We start from the raw sequence: 24,143 nt of genomic DNA on the forward strand, positions 1-24,143 counted from the left end.
TGATCAACTACCCCTCAAAGGACGACGATGAACGCCTCGCGTAGCTGTTCCCATCACTCGCGCGCCCGCGCGCGCCTCCTCCTGGGCGCCCTGCTGCCGGCCGTTGCAACGGGCGCGCTTGCACAAACTGCGGGCTTTCCCGCTCCGACGCCGCACTCGCAGCAGGCCTACGACCCCGAGAGCAGTTTCACGATGCGCTGGACGCGCGCCGACATCCGCCAGATCAAGGCGCAGTCGCACGCTGCAACAGCTGCGGACAAGAACTCGCTGCCGACAGCGTTGACCATGCCGGACATTCCGCAGGATTTCCCGCTGATCAACCCGAACGTGTGGGTATGGGACACCTGGCCGCTCGCCGACATGCGTGCGAACCAGTTGGCGTACAAAGGCTGGGAGGTGATCTTCTCGCTGACGGCCGACCCGCATGCCGGCTACACGTTCGACGATCGTCACGTGCATGCGCGCATCGGCTTCTTCTATCGTCGCGCCGGGGTGCCGGCGGCGCTGCGCCCGGCGAACGGCGGCTGGACCTGGGGCGGGCATCTGTTTCCCGACGGTGCGAGCGTGAAGGTGTTCGGTACGGCGCCGATGACAGACAACGCCGAATGGTCCGGCTCCGCGCGCCTGATCAACGGCAATCAGGTGAGCCTCTACTACACCGCGTTGTCATTCAATCGCTCGGCACCGGGCGGTTCGGACATCACGCCGCCGATCGCGATCATCACGCGGACAGACGGCCAGATCCACGCCGACGACAGCCACGTGTGGTTCTCCGGCTTCGGTGATCATCAGGCGTTGTTGCAGCCGGACGGCGCCATGTACCAGACGGGCCAGCAGAACACCTACTATTCCTTCCGCGACCCGTTTGTGTTCACGGACCCCGCGCATCCCGGCAAGACCTATATGGTGTTCGAAGGCAACACGGGCGGCCCACGCGGCGCGCGCACCTGTACCGAAGCGGATCTTGGCTATGCGCCGAACGACCCGTACCGCGAGGATCTGAACACTGTGATGAATCAGGGCGCGGTCTACCAGAAGGCGAACGTAGGTCTTGCCGTCGCGACCGACAAGCAGCTCACGCAGTGGAAATTCCTGCCGCCGCTCCTGTCGGCCAACTGTGGCGACGACCAGACCGAGCGCCCGCAGATCTACATGAAGGACGGCAAGTACTACCTGTTCACGATCAGCCACCGGGCAACGATGGCGGCCGGCGTCGATGGGCCGGACGGCGTGTATGGCTTCGTCGGCAACGGCATTCGCAGCGACTTCCTGCCGATGAACAAGGGCAGCGGCCTGGTGCTGGGCAATCCCACCGATTTCGATGCGCCGGTTGGTGCGCCCTACGCCCAGGATCCTAACCAGAACCCGCGCACATTCCAGTCGTACTCGCACTACGTGATGCCGGGCGGTCTCATCGAGTCGTTCATCGATGCGATTGGCACACGTCGTGGCGGCACGCTGGCGCCGACCGTGAAGATCAGCATCAACGGCGATACGACGACCGTGGACCGTGCGTATGGCAAGAGCGGCCTCGGTGGCTACGGTGACATTCCCGCGAACCAGTCAGCGCCTGGGAACGGCCAGGGCGACAACGGCCAGGGCAACACCAAGCAGTAATGCCACTCGCGAGGCTTGCGCCGCTCCTCCGCGCAGGCTTCATCAGTGTCGAACTGCGCGCGCCGTGCTGGTGGGCGCGCGCAGTCGCTTTACCTGTACGAGTGCCACCATGAAATTCTGGATCCCCGATTTGCCCTCCCGCAAGCGCCCCGTCTATCTGGAGGTAGTCCACGAGATCGAGGCCGCCATCGACGCAGGGACGCTACGGCCCGGCGACGCCTTGCCGCCGCAGCGGCTGCTCGCCGACTTTCTGGGGCTGCACGTCAATACCGTCAACCGCGCGTTACGCGAGACCGCACGCCGCGGCCTGACTGCCGGCAATCGTCGCCACGGCACGGTGGTGCGAGGACCCTCCTGATCAGCACGCCTCCCGGTGAGGAAAGACATTCCATGCACGACCCACAACATCCACTCTTCTTCAGATCGCGCCCGCTGTCGTCGTGGCTCTTTGCCGCGCTGGCCGCCACCGCCACCGCCTGCGTTTCCCCTTCTTCATCGCTTGCGGCGAGCGAAACCGATACGCCGCAGTGGCGCTCCGTGCTTCACTACACACCGCAGCGCAACTGGATGAACGACCCCAATGGCCTCGTCTATTACAAAGGTTTGTATCACCTGTTTTACCAGTACAACCCGCATGGCAATTTCTGGGGCGACATGTCGTGGGGACACGCGACAAGCCCGGATCTGATCCATTGGAATGAACAGGCGGTCGCGATGCACGCGAATAGTACCGAGGAAGTGTTCTCGGGCTCGGTCGTCGCCGACACGCGCAACGCATCGGGGCTTGGCACCGCCAAGGCGCCGCCGCTCGTTGCGCTCTACACGAGCGTGTACAAAACCGGCTCCGGACACGAAGCTGGTGTTCAGGCGCAGTCGCTCGCTTACAGCACCGACGACGGCAAGACCTGGCAGCAATACGCGCGCAATCCGGTATTGACCTTGAATCCCGAATCACGCCAGTTTCGTGATCCTAAGGTCTCCTGGTACGCACAGGGCGGATACTGGCTGATGACTGCCGTTGTCGCCGATGCCCATGTCGTGAAGCTCTACCGGTCCGACAATCTGATCGACTGGACGTTTCTGAGCGACTTCACGCTGCCCGATGTCCCGCATCACGGTGCGCTGTGGGAAATGCCTGACCTCTTTGCCCTCCCGCTGGATGGCGATCCGGCCCGTCAGAAGTGGGTGATGATCGTGAATGTGAACCCCTGGTCGATCGCGGGCGGATCGGGGGCGATGTACTTTGTCGGGCAGTTCGACGGTACGCGTTTCATGCCAGACGATGTCGCGCCAGCCGGCTCAGATCCCGCGCAGTATCAATGGCTCGACCACGGCGCAGACTACTACGCTGCGGGGACGTTTTCCAATGCACCAGCAGGCAAAGCCCTGACGATCGGCTGGATGAGCAACTGGGACTATGCGAACCACGTTCCGACATCGCCTTGGAAAGGAGCAATGGCATTGCCGCGTGAACTCGCGCTGAAAACCATTGACGGAGAGCCGCGACTTACGTCAGTACCTGTGCAGTCGTGTGCAGCGCTGGTAAGGCAGTCCGCTCGAACGTACATCCACAAGATCGACCTCTCATCGGCTACGCGCGAACTCGCATCGTCCGTGCACGGCGCGGTTCGGAACATTGATCTGACCATCCGGCCTGGCACTGCGCAGCGCGCCGGGTTGATCGTTCGTGGCTCCGCGACCGGCAACACCGGCACGCGAATCTTTTACGACGCACGGAGGCAAACGCTCATCGTGGACAGGTCGCGATCGGGCAACACCTGGTTTTCGGGTGCATTCAGCAGGGAGCATATCGTCAACCTGCCGTTGCACGGCGGCAAGCTGCACCTGCAGGTGGTGATCGACCAGAACTCTGTCGAGGTGTTCGCGGATGACGGACGGACCGTCATGACCGACCTGATCTTCCCTTCGTTCGACGACAACCGGATTCGCCTTTTTGCCGATGGCGGCGATGCAACGTTCAACGACATCGTTCTGTCGGAACCCTCCTGAGACAAGCTCGTGCGGGCGCATTGCAGGATCGGCCCTATGACTCGTGTAACCGGATCCGATAGCCGACATTTCGTGATAAATGCCGTCTCCTGACGGCAATGGAAGTTGCTCGCAAGATGCTCGCGGAATTCCCTGGCGGGGTGGCCTTTGTATCGTTTGCCACTGCACACAACGCCGAGTATGCCCTGAACACCTTAGTCCTCGAAACATGCACCGGATCGTCGTCAGGACGAGCCTCGTATGAGCGGATTGCCGCCGAATGGCGGGGACGACGCGGGCTCGTTGTCCTCGACAACTGTGAGCAGGTAGCGGATGTCGCGGCGAAAGCGGCTGAAACGCTGATCAACGCGGGAGGCGGAATGCGAGTTCTGGCGACAAGCCGCGAAGTCTTGCGAACGTGTCGTGAAGTCGTCTATTCGTCAGGGTCGCTGGCAGTTCCCGATAAGGGCGGTTCAAGCAGCAAGACATTGAATTCGCCTGCCGTGCAATTCTTCCTCACGCGGCTTCGTGCACTCGATGTTCGCCTCGCATTGGACGACGCGAATATTCAATTGCCAGGCGAAATATGTCGGCGACTCGATGGTATTCCGCTAGCGCTCGAGCTTGCGGCAGCACGCGCGTCACTGCTCGGCCTTCAACTGCTTGCCGCGAACCTGAACGACGTTTTTGATCTCCTGACGGGGGGGGCGACGAACTGCACTGCCGCGTCATCGGACATTCAGGGCTACCCTCGACTGGAGTTACTCGCTGCTCGACGAAATCGAACGAAAAGTACTACGCTGGCTCGGCACGTTCGCCACCAGTTTCACGTCCGATGCCGCATGCCGGCTGCTTCGGGGCGCGGGACTGGACACTACCGAGGTGCTCAACGCCATCAGCGGGCTCGTGTCAAAATCTTTGCTGACTGTGGAACTGGACGCCTCCACATACAGATGCCGCATGCTCGAAACGACCCGTGCGTACGCATGGACGCGACTCGATGATAGTGGGCAGCTTGTCGAGGCAACTTCCGCACAATCGTCGCTTGCGCGTGATGGGTACTACGGTTGAAAAACGCGTTGTAGAAAGGCGGAATTGTCGAATAGCTAACCTCCCGCGCGTTAACCTGAATCTCGCTCCCTGGGGACGCGAAGCGCTTCAAACTGCGCATCGCAGATCTGCGTTGTCGATCCGGAGAAGGCCCGTTTTAACGACGTCGTTTTCACCCCTGTAGTGGTATCGATTCTGGACTTGCGGAACCTTTCTTGTTCGATCGAGAGCGATAGAGCTGCTTCAATCTGCATCCGGTTCGCGCCGCAGTGACCCCGCGAGAATTCTCGGCACTGTTATCCGAACTTCCGGACTGTTGGGCGCCTCTCGACGATCGGCTGCGCCCAATTGCGCCAGACACCCGGTGATGTTCCAACGACCCGCTTGAAAACACGGCTGTAATGAGCCTGGTCAGCGAAGCCATATGCGTGCGCAATTTCGCTCAGGCTGAGGTCTCCTTTCAGCAGATCCTGCTGCGAGCTGCGCACTTTTTCTACCAGGCGCCAGCTATGAGGTGTGGTTCCTGTGGCCCGCTTAAACACACGCAGGAAATGCCGCTTCGACATCCGAACGGATGCGGCTACAGCTTCTATCGACTTACCGGTACTCAGTGTCGCGAGCATCAAACCCCTGGCCGCTTCAATAACATCAAGCTCGGTTGACGAGTGGCTGTCTCGCACTTCGCTCCGCGAACCGCAACGCTCATCTTGCCCAGTCAGGAGGCGGCTGATTCGTTCCATGTCGCTGAAGGCCAGAGGCAATAGGTATCGCATCTTGTCCTTGAGCAAGGTTGCCGCCTAGCCCCACGCCGTCAAAACACCCTTGATTTCAATTCAATAATCGACCGCGAAAGCCGCTAACGCATAGGTGATCGGGTGTTCTAGCCGGATGTGCTGCACACCGCGGCCACGTGTTCCAGGATGGCACGCGGGTCGCAACCGGCAAATTATCGTGTGGTTTTATTGGTTCGCTGTAGCCATCCACAGTGGGAAGGCAGTCGGCCCCAAATAAGCCTTTCTCCGATAGGCGCGCGTTCGGGCGTCGAGATGTCGGGGCGCGAAGCGGTTAAGCGAGGCAACCTCGTCGGTGCAGATATACTCTGCAAGAGCCATTGAGTAATGTCCGGTTTGGAGGCTCCCGTGCCGCATCCAGCCAGGACTCAGACACGCATTCCGCGCGCCAGAGACAAATCACTGACCCGCGACATGCGCCCGAACAAACGCCACATAGCCATTCTGGGTCTTCAGAATCTTGTCGGCGCATTCGTCGTAATCCGAACCCTTTGCGTTGTCCGGTCCATACATGCCTCGACATTGCGCGAACAGCGTGAGCGTCGCGCCACCGGGTCTGGCAACCCGCGTCGCGGAAAAAGACACTTTGCCCGAGCTGTATGGCACCTCGGTTTCGATCGCCAGCGCGTCGGCGCGCGTCACCGTGGTATCGGAATGCTGTTCGACGTAGCGCCTGGTCTGCGCCCACGCGGCATCGCACTGCGCCTGCGGGCAATCGACAGCCGCATTGCGCTGCGCGGCTGCGAGACTGGATTCGTTGTGCTGATACGCCTGCGCCTCGCGCGCTTCCTTTTCGGCGGACGAGCAACCGGCCAGCACCAGAGCGGCTAGCACCCACGCATTGATTTTTTTCACAGACAACCTCTCCCTGACGATAGTCGAGCGCGATTATATCCGTGCGCCCAAATTACTCGCAGATCCGATCGGGTGTCGCCGCACTCGCCTCGCGATCTTTCACGCCCAACGCGGACATAAAACAAAAACGCGCGCTCCGCTTTACACGGAGCGCGCGTTCAAAGCAGACTCGCGCGAGACCCCAAACCACACGATGTCACGTCATGCCGCGATGCATCGCGCGCACGGGATCTCGCAGATGCCGTGCGGCTTAGAAGCGGTGACGGATACCGACGGTGCCGACCACTTGCGAATCCGTCGACGAAGCGCTCACGCCGACGATGTGCGCCGTGATGCCCGAGCTGCCCGTGCTGCCGACGTGCTGATAGGCCGCTTCAGCATAGACATCGGTGCGCCTGGACAGCGCGTAGTCCGATTGCAGCGTGACCTGGTGGTACTTCGGATCGGCGCCCAGCAGGCTTGCGTCCGTGTACGTGTAAGCACCCGACAGCGACCATGCCGGCGTGATCGCGTAGCGGCCGTTCAGTTCGAAGTTCGTGAAATGCGCACCCGTGCCGTTCAACGCGATGCCGCTCGTCTTGCCCGATGCCGACGTGCCGATCAGCGTGCCGCTTGCGAGTTGCGTCTGCGTGAAGACGAAGCCGACGTTCGCCGGACCGAACGCATAGCTGACGCCCGCGCCGTACGTGCGTTGACGCGAAGCCGTGAAGGTCGCATCCGTGCTCACGGCGCCGCTCGTGTTGCTCGAGCCCGCGCCGTTCAGTTGCAGATAAGCCGCCGCAACCTTCAGGCCGCCGAATGCATACGATGCGCCGACGCTGTATGCGCGGTTGTCCGAGAAGCCGTCAGCTTCGTTCGAGAAGCCGTACATCGCGCCGAGCTTGAAACCCGCGTAATCGACGCTCTGATACTTGACCGAGTTGCTGACGCGGAACGAGTTGTTCAGGTTGTCGTTGTCGTACGGGTGCGAAGCCAGCGTGCCGCCATATTGCGTGCCGTTCAGCGACAGCGGACCCAGGTTGTCGACAAGGTTATCGTACTGGCGGCCGAGCGTCACCGAGCCGTACTGGTTGCTCGCGAGACCGACGAATGCCTGGCGGCCAAACAGACGGCTGTTCTGACCCATCGCGCCCGTCGACAGATTAAAGCCGCTTTCCAGCGTGAAGATCGCCTTCAGGCCGTTGCCGAGATCTTCCAAACCGCGCAGGCCCCAACGGTTGCCGTTCAGGATGCCGCTTGCCTGCTGGATGTTGCTATGGCCGCCGGAGTTGCTGGAGTACGTGAGGCCCGTATCGAGCAAACCGTAGAGGGTAACCGAGTTTTGAGCGTGTGCTGCGCCAGCCGCGGCAAACAGCGTGAGCGAGAGGGTCGAGAGTACGAGCTTTTTCATCTTTTCTCCATTATTCCGATAACGAATGCTATCGTGGCGCGGAGAATATCCGATTGAATCGGCATTGCGACTTTGTCGTTGTGTTTTAACCACCCACTAAATGCTTTCCTAATCTTCCCGGTCACGCCATTCGTAATTCCGGCGCGGCAGACGTACATGTGAAATGGGGCGCATCCCTCTCGCGGATGCGCCCCAAGTGCCCAATTCTAGCTGTTCCCGGAATACAGGCCTGCGGATTTTATGAATAGATGATTAAGGCCGCAAGCCGCGCATTGCGTATCTACCTTTCCCATTCTTATAATGGTAAGAAAGTGGAATCAAACAACTCATTTTAAATTCCATTTGAAAATCGCAATAAATCATTGCTGATTCGAAGTATTGCCTTTTAAAGATTTTCGCGTGTCGGCAGTCGTTTCACGCAAGACCGTCGCGCCGCCTGCACGCCAGCAGGCATCCGGAAGCGGCCGCTGTCAGAGGCATTCAGCGTTTCAATCGACGATCTCCGGCGCATCGATCGCACGCTTCAGCAAATCCACGAACGCCTGCACCGTCTGCGGCAGCGTGCGCCCCGCCATCGTCTGAACCTGCAGCGTACGCTGATGCAGTTCCGGGTTCGTAATCGGAATGGCAGCGAGCCCATCCACTTCGAGCCGGCTGCGCACGGTCAGATAGCCCGTCAACGTGACGGCATCCGTCAAACGCACGAAGCTCTGCAGCGCCGCGTGATAGTTGCTGACAAACACCGGCTCGAAAATCAGCCCTTCGAGGCTGCATGAAATATCGAACAGCTGCCGGATCGTCACGCCCTGGTTGTCCATCGCGAGCTGCCATGGCGTGAGATCCTTCAGCGACACCGCTTCATGCGCGGCAAGGGGATGCCCGCGCCGCACCAGCGCATAGATCGGCGCGCGCTGCGAGTAGTGCACATTGATCTCCTTCTCCGGCGCGATGCTGAAGCACACGGCGATATCCGCCGTCCCTTCCCTGACCCGCTGCGTCGCCACGGAAGGCGCGGACACGTCGAGCTGAAAATGCGTCGACGGATACGTCTTCAGAAAATGCGCGAATACCTGCGGCAGAAAATGCGGCGCGACACCCTCCGAACTCGCGACGCGAATCGTCGCGCGCCCCTCTTCCGCCAGCCCGCGAATCTCCCCGATCACGCGCTCGGTCTCGAGCACGCTGCGCCGCGCATGCTCCGCCAGCAAACGTCCCGCATCGCTCAGCACCATGCCGCGCGGACGCCGTTCGAATAGCGGTGTGCCCAGTTCCTCTTCGAGCTTGCCGATCTGCCGGCTCAACGCCGACACGGCGACGAAGAGCCGCTCCGAAGCCTTGCTCAGCGACCCGCTGCGGGCCACTTCCAGAAAGTAACGCAGTGCCGTGTTGTCCATGTCCGCTTTGCCGTTTCGGCAACGATTCGTCGCAAATATTGTAATTGTGCAGAAATATCGGCGGCCGCAGCATCGATTCGACTGCTTTTCGATGAACACGCGCCCGAAGCTGGCGCGACGCACAGGAGACCCCGCCGTTGACTCGTGATATCGCCATTCAAAACGCGGCCAGCCAGTATGATTCGGGCCGTTTTCTCGATGACTTGCGGCGCCGCGTCGCGTATCGCACGGAGAGCCAGGAAGCCGACAGCGGCGAGCGGCTACGCGGCTATCTCGACGACGAACTCACGCCGCTGCTCACGCAGTGGGGCTTCACCTGCCGTATCGTCGACAATCCCGCGCAAGGCGCTGGCCCTTTCCTGATTGCGCACCGTCACGAAGACGACGCGCTGCCGACCGTGCTCAGCTACGGACACGGCGATGTCGTGCGCGGCTATGACGCGCAGTGGCGCGACGGTCTCACGCCGTGGGACGTGACCGTCGACGGCGAACGCTGGTACGGCCGCGGCACGGCCGACAACAAAGGTCAGCACAGCATCAATCTCGCCGCGCTGAAGGCCGTGCTCGACGCGCGCGGCGGCAAGCTCGGCTTCAATCTGAAGCTGCTGTTCGAAACAGGCGAGGAAGTCGGCTCGCCGGGCCTGCACGCGCTGTGCACGCAGTTGCGCGACGAACTTGCCGCCGACGTGCTGATCGCGTCCGACGGCCCGCGCCTGTCCGCGCATCGTCCGACGCTCTTTCTCGGCTCGCGCGGCCTGGTCAATTTCAAGCTCGAACTGACGCTGCGCGACGGCGGCCATCACTCTGGCAACTGGGGCGGCCTGCTGCGCAATCCGGGCGTCGTGCTCGCGAGCGCGATTGCATCGATGGTCGACGCCGACGGCAAGATTCTCGTCGACGGGCTGCGGCCGCCGCCCATTCCCGGCGCGGTGCGCCGTGCGCTGTCCGGCATCGCCGTGGGCGGCAATCCGGGCGAACCGACCGTCGACACCGATTACGGCGAGCCAGGCCTCACGCCGACCGAACGCGTGTTCGGCTGGAACAATCTCGAAGTGCTCGCGTTCCGCACGGGCAACCCGGACAAGCCCGTCAACGCGATTCCGCCGTCGGCCGTCGCGTACATGCAGATGCGCTTCGTGGTCGGCACGGACTGGCAGAACCTCGAATCGATCGTGCGACGGCATCTCGACGAACACGGCTTCGGCATGATCGGACTCGACGTGGAGCGCGGCGCGCCCGCGACGCGCGTCGACCCCGACAACGCGTGGGTGCAATGGGCGCTGCGCTCGCTGCGCCAGACGACGGGCGACGACCCCGTGCTGCTGCCGAACCTCGGCGGCACGCTGCCCAACGACGTATTCGCCGACGTGCTCGGCATGCCGACGCTGTGGGTGCCGCACTCGTATCCCGGCTGCTCGCAGCACGCGCCGAACGAGCATCTGCTCGGCCCTGTCGTGCGCGATGGACTGCGCATCATGGCCGGCCTCTTCTGGGATCTCGGCGCGCAGGAAGTCGGCGCAAACAATCCCGCACCACATGTTTCGACCACCCCCGCATGAGGACGTCGCAATGAACATGGATTCCGTCACCGCGCATCATCCCTCGTCGTCGCACGAGTCGCACGAAACAGGCGCGTCCGCGAAGTCGGGCACGAGCGTGTCGCGCCTGATCATCGCGACATCGATCGGCAACGCGCTCGAGTTCTACGACCTGATCGCCTACGGCTACTTCGCGACCACACTGTCGAAGCTGTTCTTTCCGGCCCACAACGCGACCATCTCGCTGCTGCTCACGCTCGGCACGTTCGCGCTGTCGTATCTCGCGCGGCCGATCGGCGCGCTCGTGCTCGGCTCGTATAGCGACAGAAAAGGCCGCAAGGCCTCGCTGACGCTGTCGATCGCGATGATGACGCTCGGCACGGGCATGGTCGCGCTGATGCCGACCTACGCGTCGATCGGGCTGCTCGCGCCCATTGGCATTTTTGCGTCGCGTCTGTTGCAAGGCTTCTCGGCGGGCGGCGAGTTCGGCAGCTCGACGGCCTTCCTGATCGAACACGCGCCGCAGCGCAGCGGCTTCATGTCGAGCTGGCAGTTCTCCAGCCAGGGCGCGAGCACGCTGCTCGCCTCCGCTTTCGGCGCGGCGCTGACGGGCATGCTCACGCAGCCGCAACTCGAAGGCTGGGGCTGGCGCATTCCGTTTCTGTTCGGCATGCTGATCGGTCCTGTCGGGCTCTATATTCGCAGCCGTATCGACGAAACGCCCGAATTCGAGCGCACAGAGAAAGCGGAATCGCCCGTGCGCGAACTGCTCGCGACGCAGAAGTCGCGCGTGCTGGTATCGATCGGCGCGCTCGTGCTGACGACGACAGCCAACTACATGATTCTCTACATGCCGACGTATGCGGCGCGGCAACTCGGACTCGCGCCGTCGTCGGGCTTCATCGCCACGCTGATTGCCGGGCTGATCGTCACGGTGCTCACGCCCGTCGTCGGGCACTGGTCGGACAAGGTGGGCCGCACGCGCATCATGCTCGGGGCAGGCGCGCTGTTCTTCCTGACGGTGTATCCCGCGTTCATGTTCATGAACGCGCATCCGTCGCTGCCGACGCTGCTCGCCGCCGTCTCATGGGTCGCGCTGCTGAAGGCCACCTACTTCGCGCCGATTCCCGCGCTGATGGCCGAACTCTTCCCGACCCGCACGCGCACGACGGGCATGGCCTTCGGCTACAACATCGGCACGACGATCTTCGGCGGCTTCACGCCGCTCGCGGTCGCATCGCTGATCGCGGCGACGGGCAACAACCTCGCGCCGGGGCTGTATCTGATGATGGCCGCCATCGTCAGCCTGCTGACGCTGGTCTGGGCGCGGGCGAAGCTGAACGCACATTGAAGCGAATGAATCGCCAGCCAATGAATCACGAGGAACACGCACGTATGCAAGCCGATTTGCCGCAGGAAATCAAAGAGGCGATCCAGTTTTCGATCGATCACGAATCGCCGTGGGACCGCCATGCCGACGGCAAATTCGGCGTACATGTGAACGACCCGCCGCCGTGGAACCGGCTGCTCGGGCCGATTCATGACCGCGGGCCGGTGTCGGGCGCCGTGGCCGTCGATGGCCGGCTGCTCGCGACGTGGGGCGAGCCGGACCGCGCCGACCTGACCTTCAGCATCGCCAAGACCTACCTCGCGCTGCTGGCGGGCGTCGCGCACGATCGCGGACTGCTGCCCGATCCCGACGAACCCGTACGCGTGCGCGTGCCTGGCATCGGTTTCGACGACGCGCACAACGCGTCCGTCACGTGGACGCAGCTGTTGCAGCAGACGAGCGAATGGCAAGGCACGTGTTTCGGCCTGTCCGATCAGGCCGATCACTACCGCGCGGTGACGTTCGGCGATCCGCCCGATGGCAGGAAAGGCGAGTTGCGTCCGCTGCAGCAGCCGGGCACGTACTGGGAATACAACGACGTGCGCATCAACCAGTTGTCGCTGGCGCTGCTGCATCTGTTCGGCAAGCCGCTGCCCGACGTGTTCCGTGAAGCGATCATGCGGCCCGTCGGCGCGAGTGAGGATTGGCGATGGGTCGGCTACGACGATGCCTGGCTCGACGTCGGCGGCACGCGCGTGCAGTCGGTGCCGGGCGGCTCGCACTGGGGCGGCGGCATGTCGGTGAGCGCGAACGATCAGCTGAAAGTCGCGCAGATGCTGCTCGACGACGGCCTGGCGGGTGGACTCGACAGCGGCCGCCGCGTGCTGTCGGCCGAATGGATCGCGCGGATGCGCACGCCGTGCGCGCTGGCGCCGTACTACGGCTATCTGGTGTGGCTCAACACCGCGCGGCGCGTGTTCCCCAGCGTGCCGGAATCGAGTTACTTCGGCGTCGGCGCGGGCAGCTCGTTCATGTGGATCGAGCCGCAGCGGCGTATTGCGCTGATCGTGCGCTGGCTCGATTCGCAATATGCGGATGCGTTCTTCGGCAAGATGCTGCACGCCATCGATACGGTCTGCTCACGATAGCGCGCTGAAGCGCAGATGCGCGGCCGCTCCAGCCGCGCATCCTCTACGCTTACTGCCCGCTGCGATCCAGCGATTCGATAATGCCGTGCGCTGCGGCGACCCGGTCCGCAATCGGAAAATTGCGGTTGCCGAGCATCACGATACCGATGCGTCGCGACGGCACGAACGCTACGTAGGAACCGAAGCCGTTGGTCGAGCCCGTCTTGTTGATCCAGACGTCGTCCTTTGGCGCTTCGGGCGGCACGATCGCTTTCACGGGCGTGGCATCGAGCGCCATCGCTATGCCGTTGCCTTCCAGCAGCGCGTCCAACGCGACGGGATACGGGTATTGCTCCCAGATCAGATCCTGCGTCATCGGTCCGGCCTGGAAATAGCCTGTGTGCGTCTGAGTGATCGCACGTTGCAACTGGCTGTCGACCTTGACCAGCTTCATGTTGGCCTCGATGAAGCGCAGCATGTCGGCCGCCGTCGATTTCACGCCATACGCCTGCGCCGCCAGCACGCCGCCTGCCATCCGGATTGGCTTGCCGTCCTTCGTATAGCCTTGCGCGTAGTCGGCTCTCCTCGCGCCTGGAACGTCGATAAAACTGTTCTTCAACCCGAGCGCCGGAAACAGCCGCTGCTCGATCAGCACCGTGAAATCCCGCCCCATGCTCTTCGCCGCGATCAGGCCGAGCGTACCGATGCCCGGGTTCGCGTACGTCCGGACCGTGCCGGGCGGATATGTCGGACGCCATGCCTTGAAGTAGCCCATCAGTTGCGCGTCGTTACGGATCCCGTCCGGTACCTGAAGCGGCAGAACACCCGGCGTATGCGTGCCGAGATTCAGCAGGCTCAGTTGTCCGAACGGCGTGCCGCGCAAGGTCGGCAGATATTTGTCGACATCGTCGCTCAACGACAGTTGCCCATCGACCTGAGCCCACGCGGTCAACGTCGCCGTGAACGTCTTGCTGACCGAGCCGAGCTCGAACAGCGTGCCATCGGTGACGGGCTGGCGCGATTGCGTCGATGCCACGCCGTAATTGAACACTTGCGCCCTGCCATCGACGAACACGCCGACCGCCATGCCCGGGATGCCGTCTTTGGCCATCATTGGCTGGATCGCTGCGTCGACTGCCTGTCTGATCCGCGCTTGCGGCACGTCGGCCGCGCGGCTCACGCCACAGGTCGTGCACAGCGCGCACAGCAGCGCGGCGGCTCGCGCGCTCACCGTTGCGAATGTCATCTGCGGAGCTCCTCGTTCAGACTTGCGCGGCCAGCGCGCCGACCTTCGCGATCGCCGCATCACGCTGCGCCGCGCTGGCCCGCGTCGCGCCCGTCAGATACACCGTGACGAGAATGGGCGGGCGGCCAGCCGGCCAGACGATGGCGATATCGTTCGACGTGCCCCGCTCGCCCGTGCCCGTCTTGTCGCCGACGCGCGCATCCTTCGGCAAGCCGGCGCGCAAGCGCGCATCGCCCGTCTTGTTGGCGACGAGCCAGGCCGTGAGCTGCTCGCGCGACGCAGCGGACAGATGCTCGCCGAGCAGCAGCGCACGCAGATCGGCGAGCATCGCGGCGGGCGTCGTCGTATCGCGTGGATCGCCGTCGAGCGCTTCATTGAGCGTCGGCTCGTTGCGGTCGAGGCGCGTCACCTTATCGCCCATGCCACGGACGAATGCCGTCAGCGCCGCCGGCCCGCCGATGCTCTCCAGCAGCAGATTGGCGGCCGTATTGTCGCTGCGCGTGATGGCGGCCTCGCACAGTTCCGACACCGTCATCCCGTCGCCGCCCGCACGCGGACCGCTGACGGGCGAATTCGCCACGACCACGTCCTTCGCATACACGACCTTGCGCCCCAGCTCCTCTTTGCCTTGATCCTTGCGCGTCAGCACGGCCGACGCGAGCAGCACCTTGAACGTGCTGCACATCGGAAAGCGCTCGTTCATGCGCCAGCCGTGCTGCTTTCCGCTTGCCGTATCGAGTATCGCGACACCGAGCCGGCCGCCCACCTGCGCCTCGATCTGCGCAAGCTGTTTTTTGAACGCGCTCCCGCGCACCGCGTGTCTTTGCGCGGACGCAGCCGCACCGGCGCCGAACGCCTGAGCTGCAACGCCAGCTAACCCACCGCCCATCAACATAAACGTGAAGCTTCGCCTCGTGACCATTGCTCCTCCTTGAAGAGCCGCCACTATCGCGTCTTCGCAGCCGCGTGACAAACGATGATAAATTGCTCGATGACCTAGAAATTCTTATGGCTTGGACATGAGACCGTATTTACCCCTGAACGCGCTGCGCGCGTTCGAATCGTCGGCCCGGCATCTGAGTTTCACGCGCGCCGCGCTCGAGCTGAATGTCACGCAGGCAGCCGTCAGCCAGCAGGTGCGGATGCTCGAGGAGCGCCTCGGCGCGACGCTCTTCAAGCGCCTGCCGCGCGGGCTCGCCATTACGGATGAGGGACTCGCGCTGCGTCCTGTGCTCAGCGACGCATTCGATCGCATCGAAGCCGTGCTGCGGCAGTTCGAAGGCGGGCATTTCCATGAGGTGCTGACGGTCGGCGCGGTCGGCACCTTCGCGGTCGGCTGGCTGATGCCGCGCCTGAAGGCGTTTCACGACGCGCATCCGTTCGTCGAATTGCGCCTGATGACGAACAACAATCTCGTCGATCTGGCCGCAGAAGGTCTCGACTTCGCGATCCGCTTCGGCGACGGCACGTGGCCCGGCTCGCGCGCATCGAAACTCTTCGATGCGCCGCTGTCGGTGCTGTGCACGCCGGAGATCGCGCAGCGTCTGAACACGCCCGCCGATCTCGCCAGCGAAACGCTGCTGCGCTCGTATCGCGCCGACGACTGGGCGAACTGGTTCGCGGCAGCGGGTCTCGCGCCGCGTCCCGTGCGGGGGCCCGTGTTCGACTCGTCGCGGCTGATGGTGGAAGCGGCGATGCAAGGCGCAGGCGTCGCGCTCGCACCAGTGTCGATGTTCGAACGCGATCTGTCGATGGGACGACTCGCGCGGCCATTCGATATCGACGTGCACGCGGGCAGCTACTGGCTCACGTGGCAGAAGGCGAAACCGGCGTCGCCCGCGATGCGCGCATTCAGTCTGTGGATTGCGAAGGAAGTGGCAGAAGGCGGCGATGCATCGGGCGATGCGCCGGAAGAGGCCAGGCCCTCGCCCGGCCAACGCATCACATCTCCGTGAGATGCGCAGCCGCCGATGTTTTTTCGCGCGGCTGGTCGCCGATCTTGATGTGCGGCACCATCATCACCGACAGCACCGCGCCTACGCAGATCACCAAGATCGACAGGAACGTCAGATGCAGCGAATGATGCAGCGCCGCGCGCACCATGTCGTTGCCCGCCAGCGCAGCCTGTGCCGCATTCGGCGTCGCGTCGAGCAGCGAGCGCAACTGGTCGGACGTGATCGACATGCCCTTGAAGTGGCTGAGCCCGAAGTTCAGCACCGCACCGAAAATCGCCGCGCCGAGCGTGCTGCCCAGGTTGCGTGAAAACAGGTTCGATGCCGTGGCCGAACCGCGTTGCAGCGGCTGCACGATTTCCTGAATCAGGATCAGCGAACTGACGCTGACGATCCCCATGCCCAGCCCCATCACGAGCGAGCCGACGCCCGCCGTGACGGGCGAGCCGTCCGGCCGCAGCAGCGCGAACGCAATGGCGCCGAGCGGCAGGAAGAAGCTGCCCGCCACCATCGTGCGCCGCAGCCCGAGGCGATGGAACGACTTCGCGGTGAAGGTCGCGCCCGACGGCCAGCCGAGCATCACCATCGTCAACGCGAGCCCCGCGACCACCGGCGATTGATGCAGCACGCCCTGCACGTACATGGGCAGAAACGTGGTGAGACCCATCAGCGCCATGCCGGACAGCACGGTCGCCGCATTGCACGCCGCGATGGGCCGCTGGCTCCATAGCGCGAACGAGATCATCGGCTCCGGCACGCGCCGCTCGTGCCACGCGAACAGCGCGCCCGCGACGACGCACAGCGCGATTTCGAACAGCGCGCGGACATCGTTTTCCGAGCCGGCGTCGGTGAGCGCCATCATCAGCGCGCCGATCGCGATCGTGAACAGCACCGCGCCCATGATGTCGATCGACGGGCGCTGGTGACGTTTCTCTTCATGCAGGAACGAGATGAAACCGAATGCGGCCAGAATGCCGATGGGCACGTTGATCCAGAAGATCCACGACCACGACAGATCGCGGATCAGCAGACCGCCCGCCATCGGGCCGATCACGGCCGAAATCGCCCAGACGCTCGCCAGGTAGCCCTGAATCTTGCCCCGCTCGCGCGCCGGATACAGGTCGGCGACGATGGTCAGCGTTACGGGCTGGATCGCGCCCGCGCCCATGCCCTGAATCAGACGGAACGCGATCATCGCGGGCATCGACCAGGCGAAGCCCGCGCCGATCGAGCCGATCAGGAAAATGGCAATACCGACCAGCACGGTCGGCTTGCGGCCGTACAGATCGGCGAGCTTGCCGAACACGACGGTCATCGCCGTCTGCGCGAGCAGGAACGACGAGAAGACCCAGCTGTAAAGACGCAGGCCGCCGAGTTGCGTAACGATTTGCGGCATGGCCGTCGAGACGATGGTGGCCTCGATCGCCACCATCGCCATCGACGCCATCACGGCCGCGATGACGAGATGACGCTTCGTCTGGGGATGGTTCGACATGGGGAACGGTTTTATATGGGCTGCGCCGGGGGTGTCGAAGGTTCGCGGAAACTGCGCGGTTTTCGCGAGGCAATCGATGCGCAAAGAAATGTATGCTACCGCTTAATTGGCGCGCGCGCACTTGGATGTGCACGCCTTGATCCCGCCCTGATGGATATTGAGCGGCGCGAATCAGTCACACGCGGCAGCCAGCCGCCGCGCCAGCGCCTGCGCGCCCGGCATGTCGAGCCGCAGCGACGCGTACGCGCTGCGCTTCACGTCGTCGGGCAAGGTCGAGTCCCACTTCTCGTTGTCGATATTGCCGATCGCGCGCAAGGCATCCGTGGTCTGCGTGGGCGTCAGCGCGGCGATCCGTTGCAGCGCGTCCTTCACCGAATCCGCGCCATGAATGCGCACGCTCACCGTCGGCCCCTGGTTCCACGCATCGAACCCTTCGGCGCGCAGCAGCACGACGAGGGCATCGTTGATCCAGTCGCCGGACCACGTCGCGAGCACCGTGCTGCCGCCATGCGTGAACACGGAACGCGTGGCCAGTTCGTTCGACGCGAAATAGCGGCGCGCCTCTTCGAGCAGCTCGCGCCCCGTCGAATCGAGGAATACGACGGGCGCGCCGTCCTTCAGCACGTTGAACATCTCGCGCCGCACCTCGTCGCGCACGAGCGAGCCGCCGCCGTCGAACACGGGCGGCACGCCGCCCTGATCCGGCGTCACATGGACGGTCTTGCGGGGCGCGTCGACTTCCTGCACGCGCCAGCGCTGACCGCCGAACACGAGCCCCTGCCCTGGTGCCAGCGGCCGCGACACGGGCACCGAGCCGAGCACCTTCGCGCCCGCAACGATGCGGAATTCGTCGTCGCTCGAAAACGATGCGTAGAACGCGTAGTGATTGACGAGCCGCTCGCCCGCCGTGCCATGCAGCAGCAAGCCGCCCGCCTCCTGCACAAGCAGGTCTTTCGAACCGAGGCTGCGCAATATGGCCGCGAAGGCAGGCTTGTCGATCGCGCCGAACGGACCTTCGGCGACGAGCGTCTCCCACAGTTCGCCGGCCCGCGCGCCGCCGCGCTCGGCGATGATCGAAAGAATCTGCTGCACGAGCGTGGACGGATGCATGCCGCCCGCGCGCGGCGGCTCGAACCAGCCGCGCAGCAGCAGATTCACCATCGCCACCGATTGCACGAGGCTTTCGCGCAGCCGGTCCGACAGATCGGAGCCGCTATGTAATTCGGCTTCGACGCAATAGCAGCGCAGAATGGCCGCTTCGCCCTTGCGCCGTCCCGAGCGCCCGAGCCGCTGCCGCAAGCTCGCCACCGACGGCGGCGCGCCCACCTGCACCACGCTCTTCACTGCACCGATGTCGATGCCGAGTTCGAGTGTCGTCGTGCAGACGGCGCTCGCGGGCCGGTCGCCTTTCTTCAACGCCTGCTCCGTCTGCTCGCGCAGCTCCTTCGACAGACTGCCGTGATGCGGCCAGAACTCGTTCGGATAGCCGTCGCGCTCGCACGCGCGGCGCAGCAGGTCGGCGTACAGTTCGACCTGCCGTCGGCTGTTCGGAAAAATCAGATTGTTCGAGCCGCGCAGCACCTTGTACATATGATTCGCAACCTCGACCGTGCTGGCGGGCACGACGTCTTCGAGACCGGGATTCTCGATACCGGGTTCGAACTGGATGCGCGGCGGTTTCTCGACATAGCCTTTGATCAGGATCTTGAGTTCCTGGCCGGTATTGCCCGACTCGACGATCTGCACGTCCTGCGCGCCTTTCGGGCGCAAAAATTCGGCAGCGAGCCGCATGTCGCCGAGCGTCGCCGACAGCCCGACGCGCGGCACGCGCCGCCCGCACACATGATCGATGCGCTGCATCAGCGACTGCAGCTGCATGCCGCGCTCCGAGCCGATGAACGCATGCAACTCGTCGACGACCACGTAACGCAGCGCACCGAAGGTCGCAGCCAGCGACGTGCCGCGCGTGACGAACATTGCTTCGAGCGATTCGGGCGTGATCAGCAGCACGCCCGTCGGCTGCTTCACGAAGCGCTGCTTGCGCCCCGACGACACATCGCCATGCCAGCCCGTGACGGGAATCTCCAGCGCTTCGCAGAGACTGTCGAGACGCGACCATTGATCGTTGATCAGCGCTTTCAGCGGACTGATGTACAGCACGGAACCGCTGCACGGCTCGTCGCGCAGCAGGTTCGACAGAATGGGCAGAAAAGCCGCTTCCGTTTTGCCCGCAGCCGTCGCCGCCGCGATGATCACGTCGCGGTCGGCCTCGATCAGTGCAGGCACCGCCCGCTCCTGCGCATCGCGCAACTCGGTCCAGCCTTCGCGCCAGATCCAGCGGCGAATGCGCTCGTCGAGCAGGTCGAAGCTGCTCGAATCAGTTGAGCCGGAAGCTGGCAAGCTCATCGTCGCTATCGGAAGCGGCGTCGTTGACGATGTCGGCCGCGCCGCCCGTGTCGCGCTCGATCTCCATGCTGCCGATCAGCGCGCGCCAGTCCGCCGACGGGTTCTGCTCCAGCACCGCTAGAAAATTGATGAAGGCGGTGATCGTCGTGCGCGGGGTGCGGAAATACGCTTCGCCGAGGCGCGTCGCGCAGTGCGCCATGAACGCGGGAATCGCTTCCTCGGGCACGAGCGCCTTGCTGGCGTCGCCGAATGCGTAGACGAGGCGCAGCTTGTCGAGCAGCACGTAGAAGTCTTCCGGCGTGAGCGCCGCGAGGCGGATCACCGGGCCGCTGTAGTCGACGAGACCGTTGGTCGCGAAGGCGTTTTCCGCGAGGCGCGATTGCAGCGCCGCGTAGCTGTAGAGACCGCGGCGCGTATCGAGCAGAAACTCGGGCGTGCCGCCCAGCACGAAGCCGAGCCCTTCCGCCGTACCTTGCAGCGAGTCGTTCAGGATGCGCAGGATCTGCTCGTAGTTCGCGTTGCGCGACTGCAGGTTGGCGAGCTTGTACAGATTCACCATTTCGTCGAGGCACACCATCAGGCCGCTGTAGCCCGCGAGCCGCACAAAACGGCCGAGCACTTTCAGCTGGTCGTACATGTTCGCGTCGTCGACGATGGTGCGCACGCCGAGCGCCTGGCGCGCGTCGGTGCGCGTCGAGAATTCGCCGCGCAGCCAGCGCACGGCGTCGCTCTTGAGTTTCTCGTTGTCTTCTTCGAAGCCCCTGCAATACGCGGCGATCACGTCGGCGAAATCGTAGCCGTTGACCATCTCCGTCAGCTGCGAGAGCTGCGCGCGGATCACTTCGTCGCTGCTGCGGCCCGTCGCCTTCGCTTCCGTCTTCGCCTGGCCGATGAACTTCTCGACCACGCCCGCGAGCGCGCCGCCTTCGGGCTTGGTGCGCGTCGCCATGTTCTTGACGAGTTCCGCGTACAGCGAGCGCGCCTGGCCGCCCGACGCGTGCAGACGCCGGTCCGGATTCAGGTCTGCGTGGATGGTGACGAGCTTTTTCTCGAGCGCGATCGCGCGCACGAGGTTCAGGAAGAACGTCTTGCCCGCGCCATATTCGCCGACGACGATGCGAAATGCCGAGCCTGCATCCGCGACGCGCTCGATGTCCTTCAGCAGCGCTTCGAGTTCGCGCGCGCGTCCGACCTGGATCAGATGTTGCCCGATGCGCGGCACGACGCCGGCACGCAGGGATTGCAGGACCGCGTCGCGGTCTCTGGGGCGAATCGTTGTCATGCAGCCAACCTTTGTGCGACTTCCTGATTGATTTCGACGGGATCGTCTCCGTCCGTGAGCGGTTCGTCCCAACGGTCGAGGGACGCTTCGTTCACCTGTTCGATCGCGCCGTCCAGCATCAGTTCGAGATGCGACGCGGCGTCGGCGAGTTCGGCGCGCGTCCACGAGGCGCGCGTGACGAGCAGGCGCAGGAACGACGAGTGCGCATCGTCGAGGCCGAGCAGCGGCGCTTCGTGCGGTTCAGACGCCTGTCCGGACGTTTGCTCGGACGCTTGTCCGGACGCTTGTTCGGACATTTGCTGCGCGGCAGGTGCGGACACCTCATCATGCGCGGCCGCTGTTGCGGGTGCTGCAAGCACGTGCTGTTCCTTGACGGCTTGCAGCGTATGCACGTGCGCGATGACGTGAGCCGTATGCGCTTCCTCGACGAACACATCGGCCAGCATCGACGACACCCGCGCCGTCTCTTCCTTGAGCGCAGCGATGCGCGTCGCGTCGAGCACGAATTCGTGCTTCGGTGCGGCGGGCTTCGGCGCGTCGGCATGTTTCTTCGACGCCTTCGTGCCCGCGTGCGCCGGCGTGGCTGCCGTGCCGCTCGCGTGCTGATGCAGATCGGTGTAGAGGCGCTGCGGATCGATGCCGAGCATCCGGTACACCTTTTCGAGCAGACGCACTTCGTCGCGCGATACCACGCCATCGGCGTTGGCCGTATGGACGAGGAACGACGCGATCGTCGCCTTGACGTCATGCGACAGCGGTTCGAGCTTCTTCTTCAGGCCCGCGCTCGCCGTAGGCTGCGCGAGCTGCACGAGGTTACGCGCCTTCAGCCGCCTGCGCTGCTCGTCCGACAAATGCGGCCACTCGTCGATCTGCCATTCGATCACGGCCGTCTCCCGCTGCGTCGCGTCGCCGTCGGCGCGCGCGACGGTCGCGGCCAGATCGACGATGATCGTCGCGACGTCGTATGCGTCGTCGATGGCGAGCGGATTCGCACCCGGTTCGATCGCGAACAGCGCGACGGCGTCCGTCGGCTTCGGCGTGCGTGCGCCGAGGCGCACGTCGGGTTCGACGGCGATGCCCGCTTCCGCGAGTGCCGTCGTGAACACGACCGCCTTGTCGCGCGTCATCTTGCCGCCCGACCTGAAGCGCGCCAGCAGTGCACCGAACGTGCTGACAGCCGTCTCGCCGGCGATTTCGGCGGCGAGCGCATCGATCGCGTCGTGCGTCGCCTGCGGCCACATCGTGGGCGGCAGCGTCAGCGTCGCTTCGAGCGTGCCCTGCGCCTCGGGATAGCGGCCAAGGTAGCGGCTGTACGCGTCGAGCGCCGCGGCGCTTTCGTGCATCAGCAGCTGCAGCTTGTTGCGCGTGCCGTTGACGGCGGCGATGTCGGGCAAACCGACCAGGAAACCCGGCACGGGCATGCTCTTCAGCGCGCGGAACGACGGTTGCGGCGACGCGTCGAGCTTCGTGCGGTTCGCGGGCAGCAACATGCCGTCGCCGAAACGGTCGCGATACTGCCGCATGAACACCCGGTCGAATTCCTCCGGACACCGCGCCACCGCCGTGCGCCGCACCATCATGGGATCGAGCTTGACCCACGCGAGCGCCCAGCCGGCGGGCAGCGGATGCTGGTCGAGCGCCGCCTGGCCGAACGCGACGCGCACGTTCAGCGGCACCTGATAACCCGTCGCGAGTCCGTCGGGCGCGGGTTGCAGGTACATCCGCGTATGCCGCGACGCCATCAGCGACAGCGCATCGATCAGCGCGCGCACGTGCTTCTGCCAGCCGTAGTTGGCGTCGAGATTGAGCAGGCGCCGCAGTTCCTTCGCGATCGCATTGAACTCGTCGCCGCCGACCTTGCCCGCCGCGCCGTCGACGAGAACTCGCCGCTCCAGTCCGTACAGATAAAAGAACAGATAACCGGTGTTGATGTCCGATTTCTTCCGGTCGGACGCCAGCCATTCGAGGTAGGTCCCGCGCTGCCCGGGTGTGAACCCGCCGTAGCTGAGCGCAACGCTGCCCAGTGCTGCCGACGGGTCCGCGCCGTCGCGGTCGACATCGAAGCGTGCGTCGATCACGCAGGCTTCGATCGATTCGGAATGCGAGCGCTGCACGTCGCCCGTATAGAAGAAGCCTCCCGACACATCGAGGCCGTGGATATCGACGCTTTCGCCCGGCGCGACCCAGCGCGCGGACGAACGCGTGAACGAACCCGCGCCCGGCCGCGCGTCAGCCGATGCGGGGCTGATGCGGTAGGCGTCGGCGGCAGCGCCCGCCATGCTCATCGATATCAACGGCTCGTCGTCGTATGAGCCGGAAGAACTTGTCATGAAATTGCGCGGCTCTTCTTGAGCCCTGTGAGATCTGGATGAAAACTGCGACACGGCACGGCTTTCACGCAACGTGTCGTCCGATGCAAGCTTGAGGGGAAGCCGGCGACGGGCGGCTCGCGCCATGAGCACCGCCAGCGACGGAACGATCAGATGGCCCCGCGAGCCGCAATGCAAGCCCCGCCGGCATGCCAATGACGACGGCCACACCCTCCCGTGACTGCGTTGCCCGTGGCGCCCTGTTCCTCCGCCCGCATCGCCGGGAATCCATTGCCCGGCGCGGTCGCGACCTTTGATTATATGTTCTTTTTCCGGATCGATCCGACGTCGCGGAAACGGCTGTTAGCACGC

General features: G+C 64.0%; 18 protein-coding genes. 8 read left to right on the plus strand and 10 right to left on the minus strand.

Going from position 1 to position 24,143, the window contains the following annotated elements; translation table 11 throughout:
* Positions 1 to 27: 27 nt before the first annotated feature.
* The 4 genes from FRZ40_RS03580 (at position 28) to FRZ40_RS46445 (ending at position 4,677) form a co-directional block, all read left to right on the plus strand.
* Complete coding sequence (locus FRZ40_RS03580; RefSeq protein ID WP_147233377.1) at positions 28 to 1,617, plus strand: glycoside hydrolase family 68 protein; 1,590 nt, start codon at positions 28 to 30, stop codon at positions 1,615 to 1,617.
* A 109-nt stretch (positions 1,618 to 1,726) separates the two neighbouring features.
* Positions 1,727 to 1,975 (plus strand): GntR family transcriptional regulator, encoded by a 249-nt coding sequence (locus tag FRZ40_RS03585; RefSeq protein WP_028368311.1) that lies wholly within the window; start codon positions 1,727 to 1,729, stop codon positions 1,973 to 1,975.
* A gap of 32 nt (positions 1,976 to 2,007) precedes the next feature.
* Positions 2,008 to 3,627, plus strand: coding sequence for a glycoside hydrolase family 32 protein (locus FRZ40_RS03590; RefSeq protein ID WP_147233378.1), 1,620 nt, complete (start codon positions 2,008 to 2,010; stop codon positions 3,625 to 3,627).
* Positions 3,628 to 4,386: 759 nt separating this feature from the next.
* A complete protein-coding gene (locus FRZ40_RS46445; RefSeq protein ID WP_477634022.1) occupies positions 4,387 to 4,677 on the plus strand; it encodes a winged helix-turn-helix domain-containing protein in 291 nt (96 codons plus the stop codon).
* Positions 4,678 to 4,952: 275 nt separating this feature from the next.
* On the opposite strand, the gene FRZ40_RS03595 is transcribed toward FRZ40_RS46445, so the two are convergent.
* The 4 genes from FRZ40_RS03595 to FRZ40_RS03610 all read right to left on the minus strand — a co-directional run bounded on the left by FRZ40_RS03595 (position 4,953) and on the right by FRZ40_RS03610 (position 9,086).
* On the minus strand, positions 4,953 to 5,444 hold the full coding sequence (locus tag FRZ40_RS03595; RefSeq protein ID WP_147233380.1) for a helix-turn-helix domain-containing protein: 492 nt from the start codon (positions 5,442 to 5,444) through the stop codon (positions 4,953 to 4,955).
* A gap of 402 nt (positions 5,445 to 5,846) precedes the next feature.
* Positions 5,847 to 6,302, minus strand: coding sequence for a hypothetical protein (locus FRZ40_RS03600; protein ID WP_028368258.1), 456 nt, complete (start codon positions 6,300 to 6,302; stop codon positions 5,847 to 5,849).
* A 250-nt stretch (positions 6,303 to 6,552) separates the two neighbouring features.
* Positions 6,553 to 7,692, minus strand: a complete 1,140-nt coding sequence (locus FRZ40_RS03605; protein WP_147233382.1) for a porin — start codon at positions 7,690 to 7,692, stop codon at positions 6,553 to 6,555.
* Positions 7,693 to 8,180: 488 nt separating this feature from the next.
* Complete coding sequence (locus FRZ40_RS03610; protein WP_147233384.1) at positions 8,181 to 9,086, minus strand: LysR family transcriptional regulator; 906 nt, start codon at positions 9,084 to 9,086, stop codon at positions 8,181 to 8,183.
* Positions 9,087 to 9,223: 137 nt separating this feature from the next.
* Here FRZ40_RS03610 and FRZ40_RS03615 point away from each other — a divergent pair, with 137 nt between their 5' ends.
* The 3 genes from FRZ40_RS03615 to FRZ40_RS03625 are packed head-to-tail and all read left to right on the plus strand — an operon-like array spanning position 9,224 to position 13,102.
* Positions 9,224 to 10,645, plus strand: a complete 1,422-nt coding sequence (locus tag FRZ40_RS03615) for a M20 family metallopeptidase (protein WP_147233386.1) — start codon at positions 9,224 to 9,226, stop codon at positions 10,643 to 10,645.
* A gap of 10 nt (positions 10,646 to 10,655) precedes the next feature.
* On the plus strand, positions 10,656 to 11,975 hold the full coding sequence (locus tag FRZ40_RS03620; protein ID WP_147233388.1) for an MFS transporter: 1,320 nt from the start codon (positions 10,656 to 10,658) through the stop codon (positions 11,973 to 11,975).
* 44 nt (positions 11,976 to 12,019) lie between these two features.
* Entirely contained in the window at positions 12,020 to 13,102 is a 1,083-nt protein-coding gene (locus FRZ40_RS03625; RefSeq protein WP_028368263.1) for a serine hydrolase domain-containing protein, read from the plus strand.
* 49 nt (positions 13,103 to 13,151) lie between these two features.
* Here FRZ40_RS03625 and ampC read toward each other — a convergent pair whose 3' ends face one another.
* Complete coding sequence (gene ampC / locus FRZ40_RS03630) at positions 13,152 to 14,327, minus strand: class C beta-lactamase (protein WP_147233390.1); 1,176 nt, start codon at positions 14,325 to 14,327, stop codon at positions 13,152 to 13,154.
* 16 nt (positions 14,328 to 14,343) lie between these two features.
* A complete protein-coding gene (gene bla, locus FRZ40_RS03635) occupies positions 14,344 to 15,249 on the minus strand; it encodes a class A beta-lactamase (protein WP_147233395.1) in 906 nt (301 codons plus the stop codon).
* 97 nt (positions 15,250 to 15,346) lie between these two features.
* Between bla and FRZ40_RS03640 the strand changes: the two genes are divergently transcribed.
* Positions 15,347 to 16,282, plus strand: coding sequence for a LysR family transcriptional regulator (locus FRZ40_RS03640; protein WP_028368266.1), 936 nt, complete (start codon positions 15,347 to 15,349; stop codon positions 16,280 to 16,282).
* On the opposite strand, the gene FRZ40_RS03645 is transcribed toward FRZ40_RS03640, so the two are convergent.
* The 4 genes from FRZ40_RS03645 to FRZ40_RS03660 all read right to left on the minus strand — a co-directional run bounded on the left by FRZ40_RS03645 (position 16,269) and on the right by FRZ40_RS03660 (position 23,792).
* Positions 16,269 to 17,774, minus strand: a complete 1,506-nt coding sequence (locus tag FRZ40_RS03645; protein WP_147233396.1) for an MDR family MFS transporter — start codon at positions 17,772 to 17,774, stop codon at positions 16,269 to 16,271. The two genes, FRZ40_RS03640 and FRZ40_RS03645, sit on opposite strands and share 14 nt — an antisense overlap.
* A 171-nt stretch (positions 17,775 to 17,945) precedes the next feature.
* The gene (locus FRZ40_RS03650; RefSeq protein WP_147233397.1) at positions 17,946 to 20,180 is read right to left on the minus strand and encodes a DEAD/DEAH box helicase; all 2,235 of its coding nucleotides are present in this window, start codon (positions 20,178 to 20,180) and stop codon (positions 17,946 to 17,948) included.
* Complete coding sequence (locus FRZ40_RS03655) at positions 20,152 to 21,462, minus strand: ATP-binding protein (RefSeq protein WP_028368269.1); 1,311 nt, start codon at positions 21,460 to 21,462, stop codon at positions 20,152 to 20,154. Before FRZ40_RS03655 ends, FRZ40_RS03650 begins: the two co-directional genes overlap by 29 nt.
* On the minus strand, positions 21,459 to 23,792 hold the full coding sequence (locus FRZ40_RS03660; protein WP_147233398.1) for a tellurite resistance TerB family protein: 2,334 nt from the start codon (positions 23,790 to 23,792) through the stop codon (positions 21,459 to 21,461). Before FRZ40_RS03660 ends, FRZ40_RS03655 begins: the two co-directional genes overlap by 4 nt.
* Positions 23,793 to 24,143: the final 351 nt, after the last annotated feature.

The sequence above is a fragment of the Paraburkholderia azotifigens genome, assembly GCF_007995085.1.
GTDB lineage: Bacteria > Pseudomonadota > Gammaproteobacteria > Burkholderiales > Burkholderiaceae > Paraburkholderia > Paraburkholderia azotifigens.

What these genes read in the sequence shown, in the direction of transcription:
- FRZ40_RS03585 (WP_028368311.1), top strand. Translation starts at nt 1,727, where the DNA reads ATGAAATTCTGGATCCCCGATTTGCCCTCCCGCAAGCGCCCCGTCTAT.
- FRZ40_RS03605 (WP_147233382.1), bottom strand. Translation starts at nt 7,692, where the DNA reads ATGAAAAAGCTCGTACTCTCGACCCTCTCGCTCACGCTGTTTGCCGCG.
- bla (WP_147233395.1), bottom strand. Translation starts at nt 15,249, where the DNA reads ATGGTCACGAGGCGAAGCTTCACGTTTATGTTGATGGGCGGTGGGTTA.
- FRZ40_RS03655 (WP_028368269.1), bottom strand. Translation starts at nt 21,462, where the DNA reads ATGACAACGATTCGCCCCAGAGACCGCGACGCGGTCCTGCAATCCCTG.
- FRZ40_RS03590 (WP_147233378.1), top strand. Translation starts at nt 2,008, where the DNA reads ATGCACGACCCACAACATCCACTCTTCTTCAGATCGCGCCCGCTGTCG.
- FRZ40_RS03625 (WP_028368263.1), top strand. Translation starts at nt 12,020, where the DNA reads ATGCAAGCCGATTTGCCGCAGGAAATCAAAGAGGCGATCCAGTTTTCG.
- FRZ40_RS03620 (WP_147233388.1), top strand. Translation starts at nt 10,656, where the DNA reads ATGAACATGGATTCCGTCACCGCGCATCATCCCTCGTCGTCGCACGAG.
- ampC (WP_147233390.1), bottom strand. Translation starts at nt 14,327, where the DNA reads ATGACATTCGCAACGGTGAGCGCGCGAGCCGCCGCGCTGCTGTGCGCG.
- FRZ40_RS03645 (WP_147233396.1), bottom strand. Translation starts at nt 17,774, where the DNA reads ATGTCGAACCATCCCCAGACGAAGCGTCATCTCGTCATCGCGGCCGTG.
- FRZ40_RS03580 (WP_147233377.1), top strand. Translation starts at nt 28, where the DNA reads ATGAACGCCTCGCGTAGCTGTTCCCATCACTCGCGCGCCCGCGCGCGC.
- FRZ40_RS03660 (WP_147233398.1), bottom strand. Translation starts at nt 23,792, where the DNA reads ATGACAAGTTCTTCCGGCTCATACGACGACGAGCCGTTGATATCGATG.
- FRZ40_RS03610 (WP_147233384.1), bottom strand. Translation starts at nt 9,086, where the DNA reads ATGGACAACACGGCACTGCGTTACTTTCTGGAAGTGGCCCGCAGCGGG.
- FRZ40_RS03640 (WP_028368266.1), top strand. Translation starts at nt 15,347, where the DNA reads ATGAGACCGTATTTACCCCTGAACGCGCTGCGCGCGTTCGAATCGTCG.
- FRZ40_RS03650 (WP_147233397.1), bottom strand. Translation starts at nt 20,180, where the DNA reads ATGAGCTTGCCAGCTTCCGGCTCAACTGATTCGAGCAGCTTCGACCTG.